28 protein-coding genes and 1 pseudogene are annotated in these 15,790 nt (G+C 45.4%); all 29 read right to left on the bottom strand.

Features of this window, described 5'->3' with window-relative positions; translation table 11 throughout:
- Positions 1-26: 26 nt before the first annotated feature.
- The gene (gene rpsD, locus PHV77_04190) at positions 27-656 is read right to left on the bottom strand and encodes a 30S ribosomal protein S4 (GenBank protein MDD5504497.1); all 630 of its coding nucleotides are present in this window, start codon (positions 654-656) and stop codon (positions 27-29) included.
- 100 nt (positions 657-756) lie between these two features.
- Entirely contained in the window at positions 757-1,149 is a 393-nt protein-coding gene (rpsK, locus tag PHV77_04185; GenBank protein MDD5504496.1) for a 30S ribosomal protein S11, read from the bottom strand.
- A 5-nt stretch (positions 1,150-1,154) separates the two neighbouring features.
- Positions 1,155-1,529 carry a 30S ribosomal protein S13 gene (gene rpsM, locus PHV77_04180; protein ID MDD5504495.1) on the bottom strand — a complete coding sequence of 125 codons (375 nt, stop codon included), beginning with the start codon at positions 1,527-1,529 and terminating at the stop codon, positions 1,155-1,157.
- A gap of 50 nt (positions 1,530-1,579) precedes the next feature.
- Entirely contained in the window at positions 1,580-1,693 is a 114-nt protein-coding gene (gene rpmJ / locus PHV77_04175) for a 50S ribosomal protein L36 (GenBank protein MDD5504494.1), read from the bottom strand.
- Between the two features lie 4 nt (positions 1,694-1,697).
- Positions 1,698-1,913 carry a translation initiation factor IF-1 gene (gene infA, locus PHV77_04170; GenBank protein ID MDD5504493.1) on the bottom strand — a complete coding sequence of 72 codons (216 nt, stop codon included), beginning with the start codon at positions 1,911-1,913 and terminating at the stop codon, positions 1,698-1,700.
- A complete protein-coding gene (map, locus tag PHV77_04165) occupies positions 1,910-2,662 on the bottom strand; it encodes a type I methionyl aminopeptidase (protein ID MDD5504492.1) in 753 nt (250 codons plus the stop codon). Before map ends, infA begins: the two co-directional genes overlap by 4 nt.
- Positions 2,659-3,318, bottom strand: coding sequence for an adenylate kinase (locus PHV77_04160; GenBank protein ID MDD5504491.1), 660 nt, complete (start codon positions 3,316-3,318; stop codon positions 2,659-2,661). The genes map and PHV77_04160 overlap by 4 nt, the downstream gene beginning before the upstream one ends.
- On the bottom strand, positions 3,315-4,664 hold the full coding sequence (secY, locus tag PHV77_04155) for a preprotein translocase subunit SecY (GenBank protein MDD5504490.1): 1,350 nt from the start codon (positions 4,662-4,664) through the stop codon (positions 3,315-3,317). Before secY ends, PHV77_04160 begins: the two co-directional genes overlap by 4 nt.
- Before the next feature lie 86 nt (positions 4,665-4,750).
- Positions 4,751-5,191: pseudogene (gene rplO / locus PHV77_04150) on the bottom strand (50S ribosomal protein L15).
- 33 nt (positions 5,192-5,224) lie between these two features.
- Positions 5,225-5,686 carry a 30S ribosomal protein S5 gene (gene rpsE, locus PHV77_04145; protein ID MDD5504489.1) on the bottom strand — a complete coding sequence of 154 codons (462 nt, stop codon included), beginning with the start codon at positions 5,684-5,686 and terminating at the stop codon, positions 5,225-5,227.
- 223 nt (positions 5,687-5,909) lie between these two features.
- Positions 5,910-6,272, bottom strand: a complete 363-nt coding sequence (gene rplR / locus PHV77_04140; GenBank protein MDD5504488.1) for a 50S ribosomal protein L18 — start codon at positions 6,270-6,272, stop codon at positions 5,910-5,912.
- Between the two features lie 42 nt (positions 6,273-6,314).
- The gene (rplF, locus tag PHV77_04135; GenBank protein MDD5504487.1) at positions 6,315-6,851 is read right to left on the bottom strand and encodes a 50S ribosomal protein L6; all 537 of its coding nucleotides are present in this window, start codon (positions 6,849-6,851) and stop codon (positions 6,315-6,317) included.
- Between the two features lie 49 nt (positions 6,852-6,900).
- A complete protein-coding gene (rpsH, locus tag PHV77_04130) occupies positions 6,901-7,305 on the bottom strand; it encodes a 30S ribosomal protein S8 (protein MDD5504486.1) in 405 nt (134 codons plus the stop codon).
- Positions 7,306-7,381: 76 nt separating this feature from the next.
- Complete coding sequence (locus tag PHV77_04125) at positions 7,382-7,567, bottom strand: type Z 30S ribosomal protein S14 (GenBank protein MDD5504485.1); 186 nt, start codon at positions 7,565-7,567, stop codon at positions 7,382-7,384.
- 94 nt (positions 7,568-7,661) lie between these two features.
- The gene (rplE, locus tag PHV77_04120) at positions 7,662-8,225 is read right to left on the bottom strand and encodes a 50S ribosomal protein L5 (protein MDD5504484.1); all 564 of its coding nucleotides are present in this window, start codon (positions 8,223-8,225) and stop codon (positions 7,662-7,664) included.
- A gap of 71 nt (positions 8,226-8,296) precedes the next feature.
- Positions 8,297-8,605 carry a 50S ribosomal protein L24 gene (rplX, locus tag PHV77_04115; GenBank protein ID MDD5504483.1) on the bottom strand — a complete coding sequence of 103 codons (309 nt, stop codon included), beginning with the start codon at positions 8,603-8,605 and terminating at the stop codon, positions 8,297-8,299.
- A gap of 36 nt (positions 8,606-8,641) precedes the next feature.
- Positions 8,642-9,010, bottom strand: a complete 369-nt coding sequence (rplN, locus tag PHV77_04110; GenBank protein ID MDD5504482.1) for a 50S ribosomal protein L14 — start codon at positions 9,008-9,010, stop codon at positions 8,642-8,644.
- Positions 9,007-9,279: a 30S ribosomal protein S17 gene (gene rpsQ, locus PHV77_04105; GenBank protein ID MDD5504481.1), complete on the bottom strand. Its 273-nt coding sequence runs from the start codon at positions 9,277-9,279 to the stop codon at positions 9,007-9,009. The genes rplN and rpsQ overlap by 4 nt, the downstream gene beginning before the upstream one ends.
- A complete protein-coding gene (gene rpmC, locus PHV77_04100; protein ID MDD5504480.1) occupies positions 9,269-9,463 on the bottom strand; it encodes a 50S ribosomal protein L29 in 195 nt (64 codons plus the stop codon). The genes rpsQ and rpmC overlap by 11 nt, the downstream gene beginning before the upstream one ends.
- Positions 9,463-9,879: a 50S ribosomal protein L16 gene (gene rplP / locus PHV77_04095; GenBank protein MDD5504479.1), complete on the bottom strand. Its 417-nt coding sequence runs from the start codon at positions 9,877-9,879 to the stop codon at positions 9,463-9,465. Before rplP ends, rpmC begins: the two co-directional genes overlap by 1 nt.
- Positions 9,854-10,537 carry a 30S ribosomal protein S3 gene (gene rpsC / locus PHV77_04090; GenBank protein MDD5504478.1) on the bottom strand — a complete coding sequence of 228 codons (684 nt, stop codon included), beginning with the start codon at positions 10,535-10,537 and terminating at the stop codon, positions 9,854-9,856. Before rpsC ends, rplP begins: the two co-directional genes overlap by 26 nt.
- Before the next feature lie 92 nt (positions 10,538-10,629).
- Positions 10,630-11,091 carry a 50S ribosomal protein L22 gene (rplV, locus tag PHV77_04085; protein MDD5504477.1) on the bottom strand — a complete coding sequence of 154 codons (462 nt, stop codon included), beginning with the start codon at positions 11,089-11,091 and terminating at the stop codon, positions 10,630-10,632.
- Between the two features lie 10 nt (positions 11,092-11,101).
- Positions 11,102-11,386, bottom strand: a complete 285-nt coding sequence (gene rpsS, locus PHV77_04080) for a 30S ribosomal protein S19 (protein ID MDD5504476.1) — start codon at positions 11,384-11,386, stop codon at positions 11,102-11,104.
- A gap of 5 nt (positions 11,387-11,391) precedes the next feature.
- Complete coding sequence (gene rplB, locus PHV77_04075; GenBank protein MDD5504475.1) at positions 11,392-12,225, bottom strand: 50S ribosomal protein L2; 834 nt, start codon at positions 12,223-12,225, stop codon at positions 11,392-11,394.
- A gap of 133 nt (positions 12,226-12,358) precedes the next feature.
- Complete coding sequence (rplW, locus tag PHV77_04070) at positions 12,359-12,646, bottom strand: 50S ribosomal protein L23 (GenBank protein ID MDD5504474.1); 288 nt, start codon at positions 12,644-12,646, stop codon at positions 12,359-12,361.
- Position 12,647: 1 nt separating this feature from the next.
- Positions 12,648-13,325: a 50S ribosomal protein L4 gene (rplD, locus tag PHV77_04065; protein MDD5504473.1), complete on the bottom strand. Its 678-nt coding sequence runs from the start codon at positions 13,323-13,325 to the stop codon at positions 12,648-12,650.
- 7 nt (positions 13,326-13,332) lie between these two features.
- Positions 13,333-14,040, bottom strand: a complete 708-nt coding sequence (gene rplC, locus PHV77_04060) for a 50S ribosomal protein L3 (GenBank protein ID MDD5504472.1) — start codon at positions 14,038-14,040, stop codon at positions 13,333-13,335.
- 119 nt (positions 14,041-14,159) lie between these two features.
- Positions 14,160-14,468, bottom strand: coding sequence for a 30S ribosomal protein S10 (rpsJ, locus tag PHV77_04055; GenBank protein ID MDD5504471.1), 309 nt, complete (start codon positions 14,466-14,468; stop codon positions 14,160-14,162).
- Positions 14,469-14,585: 117 nt separating this feature from the next.
- Positions 14,586-15,788: an elongation factor Tu gene (gene tuf, locus PHV77_04050; protein ID MDD5504470.1), complete on the bottom strand. Its 1,203-nt coding sequence runs from the start codon at positions 15,786-15,788 to the stop codon at positions 14,586-14,588.
- Between the last annotated feature and the right edge of the window lie 2 nt (positions 15,789-15,790).

Raw genomic sequence — 15,790 nt, 5'->3', positions numbered from 1 at the left:
TTAATATGCGTATTTTTTGGTATTTCTTATTTAGAATAAAGCTCAACGATAAGCTGTTCCTGCACGGGGAAACCTATATCGTCTCTTGAAGGAAGCTCTTTAACTGTGGCGGAAAATTGTGCGTCATTGAGAACCAGCCACCCCGGCACGCCCCTGTCCTTATTCAGTTTAAGGTTTTCCTCGGCCTTCTTGGCGCCTTCAGGCTGGACCTTCAGGCTGATAACATCGCCTTTCTTCACCTGAAACGAAGGGATGTTTACGACTTCGCCGTTAACGTGTATGGAATTATGTTTTACCATTTGCCTTGCTTGAGCGCGAGAAGATGCCAAGCACGCGCGAAAAACCACGTTATCAAGCCGTATCTCCAGGTTTTGCAAGAGGAGTTCTCCGGTAACGCCCTTTTGCCTCTCGGACTTTTTGAAATAACATCTGAATTGCCTTTCAAGTATTCCGTATATGCGCTTAACCTTTTGCTTTTCCCTTAGCTGTAAGCCATAATCCGATATCTTACCCCTTCTGTTGCGGCCGTGTTGCCCGGGGTTATAGCCCCTTTTATTAAAAGAACATTTTTCACTCACGCAGCGCGGGCCTTTCAAGAAAAGCTTTACGCCTTCTCTCCTGCACAACCTGCACATTGCTCCCGTATTTCTTGCCATTAACTACTCCTTGATTTTATGGGTATCAATATTTTCCAGACACGCATGCCGCCGGATAATGCCTTACGGCGTCAGATAAAAAAACAAATCACTAATTCTGTTATACCCTTCTTCTCTTGGGCGGCCTGCAACCGTTATGAGGTATGGGCGTTGTATCCGTTATGGAATTTACCTGTAGACCGGCCGCCTGTATAGCCCTGATTGTGGATTCCCTGCCGGCGCCCGGGCCCTTGACAAAAACATCTATTTTTTGCATGCCGAAGTCGCGGGCCTTCTTTGCGGCTTTATCGGCAGCTATCTGGGCGGCAAAAGGCGTTGATTTTTTGGAACCCTTGAAACCGCTTCCGCCGCTCGTTGCCCAGCACAATGTATTACCCTGCAAATCAGTTATGGTCACTATAGTATTGTTAAATGTCGCCAGTATATAAGCAAGGCCGTGCGGAACATTGCGTTTAACCTTTTTTTTCGCCTTAGGTTTTTTTGCCACTTTCATTTCTCCTATGTTTGTTTTCTCGTCACGCCTACAGTGCGCCTCGGGCCCTTACGCGTCCGCGCATTAGTCCTGGACCTTTGCCCTCTGACCGGCAGGCTTTTTTTATGCCTCTGTCCGCGATAAGTGCCTATGTCCATGTTGCGCTTTATGTTGGCGGCCGCGTCTCTTCTTAAATCGCCTTCAACCATATAGCTCTTATTAATAGCCGATGTTATCTTGGCAATTTCTTCCTCGGTCAAATCCTTGGCGCGCGTATTAGGGTCTATCTGCACCGTCTTCAAAACCTTGTTGGAAAGCGTCCTGCCTATGCCATAAATATAAGTCAACGAAATCTCAATCCTCTTCTCTTTTGGTACATCCACACCACAGATTCTCGGCATCTCTTTACTCCTTCATATACATCCGCATTGAAGGGCGAAAACCGCCCAATCTAACCCTGCCTTTGTTTATGCTTGGGATTTTTACAAATCACCCTGACCACATTATTCCTTTTTATTATCTTGCATTCGGAACATATTTTCTTGACAGATGACCTAACCTTCATAGTGTCACTTCTCCCTGTAAATAATCCTGCCCCTGGCCAGGTCATAGGGTGAAAGTTCAAGCTTGACCTTATCGCCAGGCAGTATCCTGATAAAATACATTCTCATCTTGCCTGAAACATGGGCCAGGACCTTATGCCCATTTTCAAGCTCAACCCTGAACCTGGCATTCGGCAATGCCTCTATTATCGTACCTTCAACCTCTATAGCCTCTTCTTTCATTCAATCCCTTCCGTAAATACTTCAGGGCCGTTTTTTGTAATCGCCACCGTATGTTCAAAATGGGCGCTTAGGCTTCCGTCCTGGGTAACAGCGGTCCAGCCGTCATCCAGGATCTCAACCCCCGGGCCTCCGGCATTAATCATAGGCTCTATGGCAAGCACCATACCCTCTTTTAACCTGACTCCGGCGCCACTTCTGCCAAAATTGGGCACAGGCGGGTCCTCGTGCAAGTTTAATCCGATACCATGGCCCACAAATTCCCTTACCACATTCAACCCGTTGTCAACAGCGCAACGTTCAACGGCGCAGGAAATATCAGATAACCTGCCTCCGCAGACAGCATAGCCTATCGCATCCAGGAGCGCCTTTCTCGTAACCTCTATAAGGCGCGCGGCCATATTAGCGATATTTCCTACCGCTACTGTCACAGCAGCGTCAGAGAAATAACCATCTAACCTCACACCGACATCAATACTGATTATGTCGCCGTTTTTAAGGATCCTCTTTCCGGGTATACCGTGAACGATCTGCTCGTTAACTGAAGTACATATAGTCTTTGGAAATCCTTTATATCCTAAGAACGCGCAATCAGCTCCCGAATCCAGTATCTTCTTTCTGGCCCAGTTATCCAGCTGTTCGGTAATTATGCCCGGGACAACCATTTTCTTAAGCCCTGTCAGCACGTCTACCAACAACCTTGAAGCATTTTTTATGCCTTCAAGCTGACTTGGGGATTTCAATTCAATCATAACAAACCTTCACTGCCAAAGAGCTCATAAAGCACATCATAAAGCTGTCTTACGTCAAGATCGCCTGAAACGGTTTTCAATATGGCACGCTTGCTGTAGTATCCAATCAATTCCTGCGTCTGCTGTTCATATACCTCAAGCCTCTTGAGGACAGTCTCTTCCTTGTCATCATCCCTTTGATAAAGTTCGCCTGCGCAATAATCGCACTTGCCGTCAGTTTTAGGCGGGATATTAGTCACGTGAAATATACTCCCGCACTTCCTGCATACCCTTCTGCCGGTAAGCCTGGTCAGTATAATGTCTTTGGTGGTCTTCATATAGATCACCATATCAAGGTTCATACCTATGCGATCAAGGGCCGCGTCAAGCACCCTGGCCTGGTTTTCCGTGCGCGGATACCCGTCAAGTATGAAACCCGACTTTTTCACGTCTTCTTGTTTCAGGCGCTCTATCATAACCTGATTTACGATATCGTCAGGCACAAGAACGCCTCTATTCATATAATCGGAAAGCTGTTTGCCGAGCTCGCTGCTGCTCTTCTTTGCCTGCCTGAATATATCTCCGGTTGAAATATGGACAAGATTCAATTTACCTGACAGGACCTTAGCTTGAGTGCCTTTACCGGCGCCCGGCGGGCCCAACAATACTATTCTCAACGCCTGCTCCTCATTTTGCCTTTTTTCAAGAACCCTTCGTAATGCCTCATTAAAAGCTGTGATTCCACCTGTTTCATGGTATCAAGCATAACGCCGACAGTAATAAGTATAGCTGTGCCTCCGAAGAAACTCGCCACCAGATACGGTATGTGAAGCGCCTTGCTTATCAGGTCAGGCAAGATAGCTATAACTGCCAGGAAAACCGCTCCGGGCAGTGTGACCCTGTTTAATATGTGCTCAAAATACTGGGCTGTCGGTTTTCCAGGCCTGATACCGGGAATAAAACCTCCGTATTTTTTCATATTATCCGACACCTCAACGGGGTTAAATGTAATTGCCGTGTAAAAGTAACAGAAAAAAACAATTAATAAGGAATATAAAATACTATAAATAACATTCTGCCTTACTAAAAAATTCGCCGCGTTTTGAAAAGCAGCGTTCGGTATAAATCCCGCAATAGTAGCAGGAAACATTAAAAGAGACTGCGCGAAAATAATCGGTATGACTCCGGCATGGTTTACCCTAAACGGTATATACGTATTTTGGCCCCCGTATATCTTTCTGCCTATTATGCGTTTGGCGTATTGAACAGGTATCCGCCTCTGGCCCTGCGTTATTATTATAACGGCCGCTATAACGGCTATCAACAAGACAAGCATAAATAAAAGTTTAAATACGCTTATCTGCGTCTGCGAAGTTGATGACGGCGATAAAAGCATGACAAGCTGGTGTATCGCAACAGGCAATCGGGAAATTATGCCGGCGGTTATAAGGATTGACATACCGTTGCCTATTCCGTATTCAGATATCTGCTCTCCAAGCCACATAATAAAAGCAGTGCCGCTGGCAAAGGTCAATATGGTAAGAAATCTGAAACCCCATCCGGGAAACTGCACTATTTGCATTCCTTGAAAATTAGCCGGATTTTCCACCCACAGGCTGATAAAGAACGACTGGACCACGGCCAGGACAATAGTCCCGTATCTCGTATACTGGGTTATGCGTTTTCTGCCCTCTTCGCCGCCTTCCTTGGCAAGTTTCTCAAATGAAGGTATAACCGTGGTAAGCAGCTGCATTATGATTGAAGACGATATATAGGGCATGATACCCAAAGCGAATATGGTGAGTTTTGATATAGCGCCTCCGCTAAAAAGATCCATAATGCCAAACAACGTCCCGCCTGATGTCCTGGCAATGTTTTCAAAGAACTGCGATAAGGCCGAACCGTCTATGCCCGGGGTAGGTATATAACCGCCTATCCTATAAACCGCGATCAGGGCTGAAGTCAGTAATATCTTTTTCCTAAGGTCAGGTATCTTGAATATATTGCTAAGAGCCGCCAGCATAATAAACCCCGGTTCTATAATCCGCGAATTGATTGATCTTGTTTTTTAGTATTTGATGACCTGCGCTTTATCGGAGAAGGTTTAACCAGCAAAACCGTCTTGCCTCCCGCAGACTCAATAGCCGCTTTCGCCGAACGGCTAAAGGCGTGGGCATGAACATCTATCTGTTTTTTTAATTTGCCCAAACCCAGTATTTTCACCAAGCCCGCCGCGTCCTTTATCATACGCCTGCTCTTCAGAAGGGCTGGGTTGATAATATCCTTGTCAGAAAAGACACTCAATCGCTCAACCTGCACAATCTGATAACAGCGCCTGTATTTATTCGTAAAACCTCTCTTCGGCACTCTTCTGATAAGCGGCATTTGTCCGCCTTCCATGCCCTTGTATTTTTTTGTGTTACCTCTGGCCGACTGGCCTTTGTGCCCCCTGCATGCTGTCTTGCCGTGGCCTGAACCCTGCCCTCTGCCTTTTCTTTTTTTCTTTTTGACCGCGCCTTTCGGCACCCTTAAATAATCAATGATTGTCATTTTTTACTCTTCTTTTATTTTGAATTAACATTTTTAAGAAACAACCTGGCCTTTTGGTTTCACTGTCAACTCCCTAAAGCCGCACGCCGTCGCTTTTACAATATTAAAAGGGTTGTTTGATCCCAGACATTTGGTCAATATATCCTTAATACCGGCGGCATCGCACATAGCTCTTGTAGCGCCTCCCGCGATTACGCCTGTTCCTTCTCCGGCGGGCTTAAGCAGCACCCTTGCCGCGCCATAAACACCTATAACTTCATGAGGTATGGTAGACCCCTTCAGCGCGATACTGAACATGGACTTTTTGGCGTCATTGAGGCCTTTTTTTATCGCGTCAGAAACTTCATTGGCCTTACCAAATCCAAAACCTACCATTCCCTTTCTGTCTCCGACAACTACAAGCGCGCTGAACCCTATCTTTTTGCCGCCCTTCGTTACCTTGGATGTCCTATTGATAGAGAGCACTTTTTCAAACATCTCATCAACAAATTGCATACTGCCGGCAATATCCGAGTCTTTTGAAATCGTCTTTTTCAAATCATCCTTTGCCCTTTCTTTGGGCATGGGTTGCTTCGTGGTTTTAGATATCTTTTTGTCAGCCAAAATCTTTGTCCTCCCAGATACGAACGGTATTTAAAACATTAAGTCCACATGGACCCTGATATCATCCTTAAACAATATACAATAACAATGTGTCCACGGCTAAAATCTGCCGGGGTTAAAAATCTAATCCGTTTTTACGGCATGATTCCGCGAAGGCCTTGACCCTGCCATGATACTTCCTGCCTCCCCTGTCAAAGACAACTTGCTTTATCCCCTTTTTGGAAGCCTGCTGGGCAAAAAGCTTACCGAGATTCTCGGCCGCCGGAACATTGCCTCCATATTTGACACCTGATTTCACGTCTTTATCATACGTGGATAAAGACATTATTGTCTTTGATTCAGTATCATTAACGAGCTGGGCAGAAAGGTTTTTTAAAGACCTGTATACACACAGCCTTGGCTTTTGCGCAGTTCCAATTATCTTTTTTCTTAGCCGTTCATGCCTTAGATGGCTTTGTAAAACACGTTTTCTTTGCATTTTGCATCATCCCTTATGCGTTATGATAGAACAAGACCCTTTTTAGGCAACTGTCTTTCCTGCCTTTTTCCTGACATACTCGCCCACATACCTTATACCTTTGCCTTTATAAGGCTCCGGTTTATAAAAAGCTCTGATCTGGGCCGCCACTTCACCGATAAGCTGCTTATCAATGCCCTTTATAATTATTTGCGTGGGTTTGGGCGACTGTATATCAACGCCTGTGGGCGCATCGTATTCAATTGGATGCGCAAATCCAAGGTTTAGGGTAAGCTTTTTACCGCTCACCTGGGCCTTGAATCCCACGCCCTGTATTTCAAGCTCTTTGGAAAAGCCCTCGGTAACGCCTTTAACCATATTATTTGTAAGCGACCTGGCTAAGCCATGATTCATTTTATGAATTTTTATATCTGATACCCTGTTCAGCAGTATTTCATCCCCGGTATGGGCAGCATTTATCCCATCAGGCAGATTAAGCGACAATTTACCTTTGGGGCCTTCAAGCGCGATAACCCTCTGGTTTATGTTTACCTTTACTCCGTTAGGCACTTTAACAGGCCTTTTTCCTATTCGTGACATATCTTATCCTTTTTGCGATTATAAAGTATCACACCTTTATGAGGCGCGGTTACCAGATATTGCAGAGCGGCTCTCCGCCGATTTTTAACTCTCTGCACTCGGAATCGGTTAATATTCCCTTTGATGTTGATAATATGGCTATGCCCCGGCCGCCCAAGACATGCGTTATATCTTTCATTTTTTTATACATACGCAGTCCGGGTTTGGATATTTTTTCCAGGCTAGTGATCGCCGGGGTCTTATTTTTATCCTTTGCGTATTTTAAATAAAGCTTCAGCATCCCCTGCCGCTCATCCTTAATAACGCGATAATCACGTATAAAACCCTCTCTTTTCAGTATCTCGCATATGGATTTACGCATACCGGAAAGAGGGCATTCAAGGCTCTCTTTCCTGGCGGAAGACGCGTTCCTTATGCATGTGATGAAATCAGCTATCGTGTCTGTCTGTGACATTATCCGCTCCTTAATTGCGCTCTTCGGCCGCTATCCTTAGCGTGAACAAAATAACGCCGGACGCGCGCCGTAATTATTACCAGCTGGCCTTTGTTACTCCCGGAATCTCTCCGCGTGAAGCCAATTCCCTAAAGCATATCCTGCAAAGTTTAAATCTTCTTATGAAACCGCGCGGCCTGCCGCATAACATGCATCTGTTATAAAAACGCACGCTAAACTTGGGCTTTCTTTTTTGTTTTTCTATTAGAGCTTTTTTTGCCAATTTTTACTCCTGTTCTTATGCGCCCGAAAATTTCCTGCCTGCCGGCAGGAAATTTTTCACCTGCCCCTTGCCAAACAGCCGGGCTATTGTGATGCTATTTTTGCGCGAACGGCATCCCCAGCCTTTTAAGAACCTCGTAAGACTCTGTCGCCTTTGAGGGCGTCATTGTTATTGTTACCGTCATACCTTTGACCTTGGTCACTTTGTCTATTTCAAGTTCCGGAAATATGGTATGTTCTCGCAGGCCGAGGGAATAATTGCCTTGTTTATCAAACGATTTAAACGATACGCCTCTGAAATCCTTTATCCTGGGTAAAGCGATATTGATAAGCTTGTCAAGGAACTCATACATCCTCACCCTGCGCAACGTGACACAACACCCTACAGGAGAGCCTATCCTTGTTTTAAAATTGGATATGGCTTTTTTTGATTTGGTAATTATCGGTTTTTGGCCGGTAAGCTGGGCAAGTTCTTTTTGCGCGTCTTCGGCTATCTTGTCATCATGCGCGGCTAAACCTATCCCCATATTAACGGTCACTTTTTTTATGCGGGGAACCTGTAATGTATTTTTATATGAAAATTTTTCCATCATCTCCGGGATAATCTCATTTTCATATTTTTCCTGTAATCTCGCTCTGCTGCGTTGTTTCTTTTCCATAATCATTCCTATAAGTTAATGTTTTTAAACCTTGACGATTGCCGGCGTTTAAAAAACCACGCTACAAAGTTTTAAATAATTTCCCGGCACGCCCTGCAAATCCTAACCTTGGATTTATCAGGCAGGACATTAAAGCCCGCGCGCGACGGTTTGCCGCATCTGGCGCACACAATGGAAAGTTTTGATATGTCTATAAGGCCTTCCCTGTGCACAATACCGCCCTTCGGGTTGTCCTGGGTCTTTCTGGCATGCTTAGAAACATAGTTTATGCCCTCAACAATGGCCTTGTTTTTTGAAGGAAATATCTTCAATACCTTTCCTTGCTTACCCCTGTCCTTGCCTGCCAGGACTTTTACGATATCATTTTTTTTAATTTTCATTTTTTGCCTTATAATTAGATTTTTTAAAAAAACCTGCTAAATAACCTCCGGAGCAAGTGAAACTATCTTCATGAACTCTTTGTCTCTAAGTTCGCGCGCGACAGGCCCGAATATCCTGGTCCCTCTGGGGTTGCCGGTTGTGTCAATGATCACGCAGGCATTACGGTCAAACTTTAACCTTGAACCGTCCTTGCGGCGTATCGGATTGCACGTCCTGACTACGACCGCCTTTACAACCTCCCCTTTTTTAACCACAGCGTCGGGGGTTGACTCTTTTATGTTACATGTAATAATATCACCGATATAAGCGTATCTCTTGCCTGACCTGCCTATTACTTTAATGCAGGAAGCCTTTCTGGCGCCCGTATTATCGGCCACATCCAGTATCGTTCTCATATGTATCATTGTATATTCTTCTCCAATATTTCAACCAGGCGCCACCTCTTATCCCTGGAGAGCGGCCTTGTCTCAACAATCCTTACCCTATCGCCCTCCTTCGCCTCGTTTCCTTCATCATGAACCTTAAACTTCACATATCGCTTCATGGTCTTTTTGTATTTCGGATGACGGGAAAAACTCATCACGCTTACAACTATCGTCTTGTCCATCTTGTCACTTGTAACGGTGCCGTCAAACATCCTGCGGACCTTGGCTTTCTCGGCATTATTTTGCATAGCTGTTTTCCTTTAATATAGTCTTTATCCTCGCGATGTCTCTTTTGATTTGCGATATCCTGGCCGGTTTCTCTATAGTGCCCGTCTTTTGCTGAAAAAGCAGGCCTGAAAGTTCTTCTTTGAAAGACGACATCTTAAGGTTCAACTCGTCCTTTGTCAAAGCTCTTAAATCACTGGGCTTCATTAAATATGTCTCCTTGAAACAAACTTGGTTCTAAAAGGCAGCTTACTGGCAGAGAGCCTCATAGCATCACGGGCCATATCCTCCGGAAGCCCCTCAATCTCCATAAGCACCCTTCCTCTTTTGACAACGGCAACCCAGCTCTCGGGCATACCTTTACCCTTGCCCATTCTGGTTTCTGCCGGCTTCTTTGTCACGGGTTTGTCGGGAAATATCCTGATCCAAACCTTGCCACCCCTGTTGGTATGCCTGCTAAGGGCAACTCGCGCGGCCTCTATCTGGGTATTTGTAAGCCATGCGTTTTCAAGCGCCTTCAGTCCAAATTCACCGAAATTTATTTCATTACCTGAACTTGCAATTCCGCAACGCCGGCCCCTTTGGGCTTTACGATATTTAACTCTTTTTGGCATCAAGGCCATCTAAATCCGCCTCCTTTTTATCTCTTGAACTCTGCTTCGCTTCGTCTTTGTATATCCAGACCTTAACGCCTATACTACCATATGCTGTATGGGCCTCATAAAAACCGTAATCAATATTGGCCCTGAATGTCTGCAAAGGTATACTGCCGCGTCTATAGCCCTCCGTCCTTGCTATTTCAGCGCCGCCTAATCGCCCGGCGCACTGCATCCTGATACCCTTGGCGCCGCCCTCCATTGCCTGCTGAATGGCCTTTTTCATGGCCCTTTTAAAAGCGATTCTTTTTTCCAGCTGGAATGCGATATTCTCGGCAACAAGCTGGGATTCCAAATACGGATTTTTAATTTCCTTGATGTCTATAAAAATCTCTTTGCCGGTGATCTTGTTTAATTCTTCTTTTAGCCTGTCTATATCAGCGCCTTTGCGCCCTATAATGATACCGGGCCTGGCACTGAATATTATAACCCTGACCCTCTCGCTAGCGCGTTCAATTTCAATCCTGGATACGGCAGCCGTCTGGAAAGTCTTCTTTATGTATTCTTTTATCTTATGGTCCTCCAAAAGCATTGACGGGTAGTCTTTCCTCTTGGCAAACCACCTGGATTTCCAGTTGTTTACGATGCCTACTCTTAAACCGTAAGGGTGTGATTTATGGCCCACGTTATACTCCTCAAATTTGTATGCGAATTTTACGCATTAGCCGATATGTTGTTTCATGCCGGCAAATGAACTCAACACATTAATAATCTATATTAAACTCTGGCCTTCTTTTTCGGGTCTGCCGCCTGTTTTACGTTTTCCTTGCCAGGCCTGCGCTTTCTTAGAACCTTGCCTGCGCTTTTTTTGTTTTTATCCGCCGGCATCACAGCCTTAGACGGGACTGCCTTGATATCCAGCTCTATGGTTATATGGGCGGTGGGTTTTCGCAAAACGCTAGCGCGGCCCATGGCCTCCGCCCTATAGCGCTTTAACAAGGGCCCGCCGTTGGCATATACATTAGACACGAATAATTGACTCTCATCTATATCAGGGAATCTTCCGGCATTAGCACAGGCTGATTTCAAAAGCCTTAATACTAAAGGAGCAATGCTATTATTAACGGAGCCAAGCAATCCTAAGGCATACTGCACGCTTTTGCCTTTTATAAGCCTCAACAACAACCTTGCCTTTCTTGGAGATACTCTTGAATATTTCAAAACAGCCTTTGATATCATTTTATGTCCCTTATGTAAGCGAGGCCGTCTTATCGGTATGCGCGCCGTGTTTTCTGAACAATCTGGTATGCGCGAATTCGCCGAGTTTATGCCCGACCATATTTTCTGTTATAAAAACCGACACAAAATTCTTACCGTTATGTATGGAGAAAGTCACTCCCACGAATTCCGGCAGTATGGTTGATCTGCGAGACCAGGTTTTTATGGGTTTCCTGTCACCGCTCCTCTTGAGCTTTTCAACCTTCTTTACGAGTTTTTCATCCGCGTACGGACCTTTTTTAAGCGATCTGCCCAATTTTTTTACTCCTTTTTAGATGCCCTTTTAATAATAAATTTATTTGAGCTCTTTTTCTTCTTTCTTGTCTTATATCCTTTTGTGGGCTTACCCCATGGAGTTGACGGATGCCTGCCGCCTGAAGATTTGCCTTCACCGCCGCCGAGCGGATGGTCTATCGGGTTCATCGCGACCCCTCTGACCCTGGGCCTTCTGCCCAGCCATCTGCTCCTGCCCGCCTTTCCAAGCGAGATGCTGCCATGTTCAATATTGCTTATCTGGCCTATCGTGGCATAACAATTTATGTCTATAAGCCGTATTTCTCCTGAAGGCAGTTTGACATGCGCATAGTTGTCGTCCTTGGCCATGATCTGCGCGCAAGAACCGGCACTGCGAACTATCTGGGCGCCTGCGCCTTTTGACATTTCAATATTGTGGATAGGGGTTCCCGGCGGTATCCTCCTTAGCGTGGTGCAATTACCGATATGTATGTCAGCCGAATCCCCTGACACCAATACTGCCCCCTTCTCAAGGCCTGCCGGGCATATGATATAACGTTTTTCACCGTCTTCGTATTGCACCAGGGCAATCCTGGCGGAACGGTTCGGGTCATATTCCACGGTCAATACCTGCGCCTGCATATCGTGTTTATCTCTTTTAAAATCAATTATACGAAGGCGCCTTTTATGCCCGCCGCCCCTGTACCGCATCGTAACCCTTCCCATGCAGTTTCTTCCGCCTTTGCTTTTCAAAGCAATCGTCAAAGGCTTATAAGGCCTGTCTGATGTCAGCTCCTCAAATGAAGAGACCGTTGTAAATCTTTGAGTAAATGTCGTTGGTTTCTTTTTAATTAGCGCCATTGATTTTTTTCCTTAAATAAGAACGTTTGCACCTTATATTCCGTTTTAGGGCCTTGAGGCCTCAAACGGCATCTAAAATTTTATAATCACCAGCAAGAGGGAAAATGCCCCGCTTAAAAACAAAAGCTTCCTGTCAGCTTGAAGCCATCTCTATGGTATTGCCTTTTTTAAGCGTAACTACCGCTTTTTTCCATGGAGAAGTTTTTCCCAGCTTAAAACGGACTTTTTTGGGTTTTGGTTTAACATTAGACGTATTAACGGAAACAACGCCTACTTTATACACACCCTCAACAGCTTTTTTAATCTGTATCTTATTGGCCTTTTTCGCGACCCAAAAAATATATTTATTCTCTGATACGAGCTTTGTCCCCTTCTCGGTCCTCAACAGGCTCTTTATGATGTCATACGGGCTATCATACATTTTATGCCACCTTTTTCCCCGCGCCGCGTTTAGGCCTATCCGGCGAGCTATGCGCGCTTAAACGTTTCTCTATTTTGCCGACTGCTGATTCCTCAAATAAAAGCTTTCCGCTTACCAGGACATCGTAAGCGTTTATATCCTCAACCCTGGCTATGTTCAGATTTCTTATGTTCCTGCCGGAGCGAAGCAGGTTTACATGCGGCTGTGAAGCAATGAGCAGTATTTTTTCGGAGGCGATTTTTAAGTTTTTCAATATATCAGCCATCTGCTTGGTTTTATGTGTTGCCGTATCAAGCTTGTCAATTACAATCATATTACCGCTTTTGAATTTAGCGCTTAATGACGATATCAAAGCCCTGCTTTTGACTTTTTTCGGAACCTGATAATGCCAATCCTTGGGTATGGGTCCAAACACAACGCCTCCGTGCCTCCACAAGGGCGAACGGATACTTCCCACACGCGCCCTGCCGGTCCCCTTCTGCTTCCATGGCTTTTTGCCTCCGCCTCTGACCTCGCTTCTGTCTTTGACCTTGGCAAAGGATTTGCGCTGATTGGCAAGATACATGTTCACAGCCTGCTGAAGCATAAAAGCATTGACCCTGGAATTGAATATTTTTTCATTCAACTCCAAAACACCCGTTTTTTTATTGTTTTTATCAATCACATCAATATTAGCCATTTATCACCTATTTCTTCATCATCTTCTTGCTTTGTTTCAGAGGATTGATCTTCTTAGCAGCAGGCGCTGCTGCGGGTTTGACTTTCTTCTTCTTCCTCGTAGACTTGTTAATAATAAGATAATTATTCGCAGGCCCTGGTACGGCGCCTTTAAGCAAAAGCAGATTATTTTCTTTATCAAGCTCAATCACCTCAAGCCCCTGGACCGTGCACCTCTTATTGCCCATATGGCTTGGCATACGCAGGCCCTTGATGGTACGAGGCGGCTCCGTCGGCCCTACAGAGCCCGGAGCTCTATGGGACATAGAACCGTGCGACATCGGCCCTCGCGACTGGTTCCATCTTTTGATACCGCCCTGGAAACCTTTGCCTATTGAAGTACCTATAACATCCACATATTCGCCCGGCGTAAATATGTCTACCGTGAATTTATCGGCCGGTTTTATGCCTTCAACGGTATCAGCAGTTACCTCCTTGATAAACGACATCGCTGGAACATTCGCCTTTTTAAATCTTCCCATAAGAGGTTTGTTGGTACGGGACTGCTTCTTTTCATCAAAACCTAACTGAACGGCTTTATAACCGTCTTTTTCATAAGACTTGACCTGTAAAACAACGCATGGCCCTGCCTGGACCACGGTTACAGGCAAAAACTCTCCGCCTTTGCCGTAAATCTGTGTCATACCCAGTTTTTTGCCTAATATACCGTTAATCATTTAATAATCCTATTTGTTTTCTATAATACTTTTTAGCCAAGCCAAAACTAATACGCCGTTATGATCTGTGTACTCCAAGAGGTATTGGTTTTACACGGGCATTTTATCAGCTAAGAGGCCTATTTTATTTCAACATCAACGCCGGCGGCAAGGTCCAATTTCTTTAACGCGTCAATAGTCTTGGCAGTAGGCTCATATATATCTATCAAACGCTTATGCGTTTTGATCTGATACTGGTCCCTGGACTTTTTATCAATATGCGGGCCCCTCAATACAGTGTAATCCTCTCTTCTCGTCGGAAGAGGTATCGGGCCTATTACCTTAGCACCCGTGCGTTTGGCGGTCTCCGTAATATCAGCCGTCGCCTGGTCCAATATCCTGTGGTCATAAGCCCTTAATCTTATGCGGATCTTCTGGTCTGTTTTCATCTCTCGCTTTTCCCGTCTGCCGGCAGACTCTTTCTAAACTGCCGGAACTGATAGCGGTTCTACCGCTTGATTAATTATCCGGTATAGTCACAAAATCCCGATCCGGATATGCCGGCCTTATTTTATTATCTCGCTTATGACGCCGGCCCCGACTGTCCTGCCGCCTTCCCTTATGGCAAAACGCAGTTCCTTTTCCATGGCTATCGGGGTTATAAGCGTTACTTCCATGGTGACACTATCACCAGGCATTACCATCTCAACGCCCTGGGGCAGTTTGGCTATTCCCGTGACATCGGTTGTCCTAAAATAAAACTGCGGACGGTATCCGTTAAAGAACGGGGTATGGCGTCCGCCTTCTTCTTTCGTAAGAATATAAACCTCGGCCTTGAACTGGGTATGCGGCGTGATAGAACCCGGCTTGGCAAGTACCATGCCTCTCTCAATGTCTTTTTTATCTACGCCCCTTAACAGTATGCCCACATTATCGCCTGCCTGGCCTTCGTCAAGGAGTTTCCTGAACATCTCAACCCCTGTTACAACAGACTTCTGGACTTCAGGGCGCATGCCTATTATCTCTATATTATCATTAATCTTAACAATGCCTCTTTCTATCCTGCCAGTGGCAACGGTGCCTCTTCCTGTTATGGAGAACACGTCTTCAACAGCCATAAGGTATGGCTTATCAATGTCTCTTTTCGGCATTGGTATAAAATCGTCAACTGCCTTCATGAGGTCATATATAGGTTTGCATTTGGGGCAGTCATCCTTACCGCAGGCGCATTCTATGGCCTTGAGAGCGGAACCTTTTACTATGGGTATCTTATCGCCTGGGAATTCGTATTTTGAAAGCAATTCTCTGATCTCAAGCTCAACAAGGTCTAAAAGCTCTTTGTCATCAACCATGTCAACCTTGTTAAGAAAAACAACTATGGAAGGGACATTGACCTGGCGGGCAAGAAGTATGTGCTCTCTTGTCTGGGGCATAGGTCCGTCAGCTGCCGAGACAACAAGTATAGCGCCATCCATCTGGGCGGCGCCTGTTATCATGTTCTTTATGTAATCAGCGTGGCCTGGGCAGTCCACGTGGGCATAGTGACGGTTTACCGTCTCATACTCAACGTGGGCTATGGCAATGGTTATGCCGCGCTCTTTTTCTTCAGGGGCCTTGTCAATGGAATCAAATGAACGAATTTCAGCCATACCCTTTTTATTAAGGCACATCGTGATAGCTGACGTAAGGGTCGTCTTACCGTGGTCCACGTGCCCTATGGTCCCGATATTGAGATGGGGTTTCGTTCTCAAGAATTTTTCTTTTGCCATTT

The sequence above is a fragment of the Candidatus Omnitrophota bacterium genome (assembly GCA_028716165.1).
In the GTDB taxonomy this organism is placed as follows: domain Bacteria; phylum Omnitrophota; class Gorgyraeia; order JABMRG01; family JABMRG01; genus JAQUQI01.
Note: the sequence above shows the minus strand (reverse complement) of the source record. Positions and strands in the feature narration are given on the sequence as shown.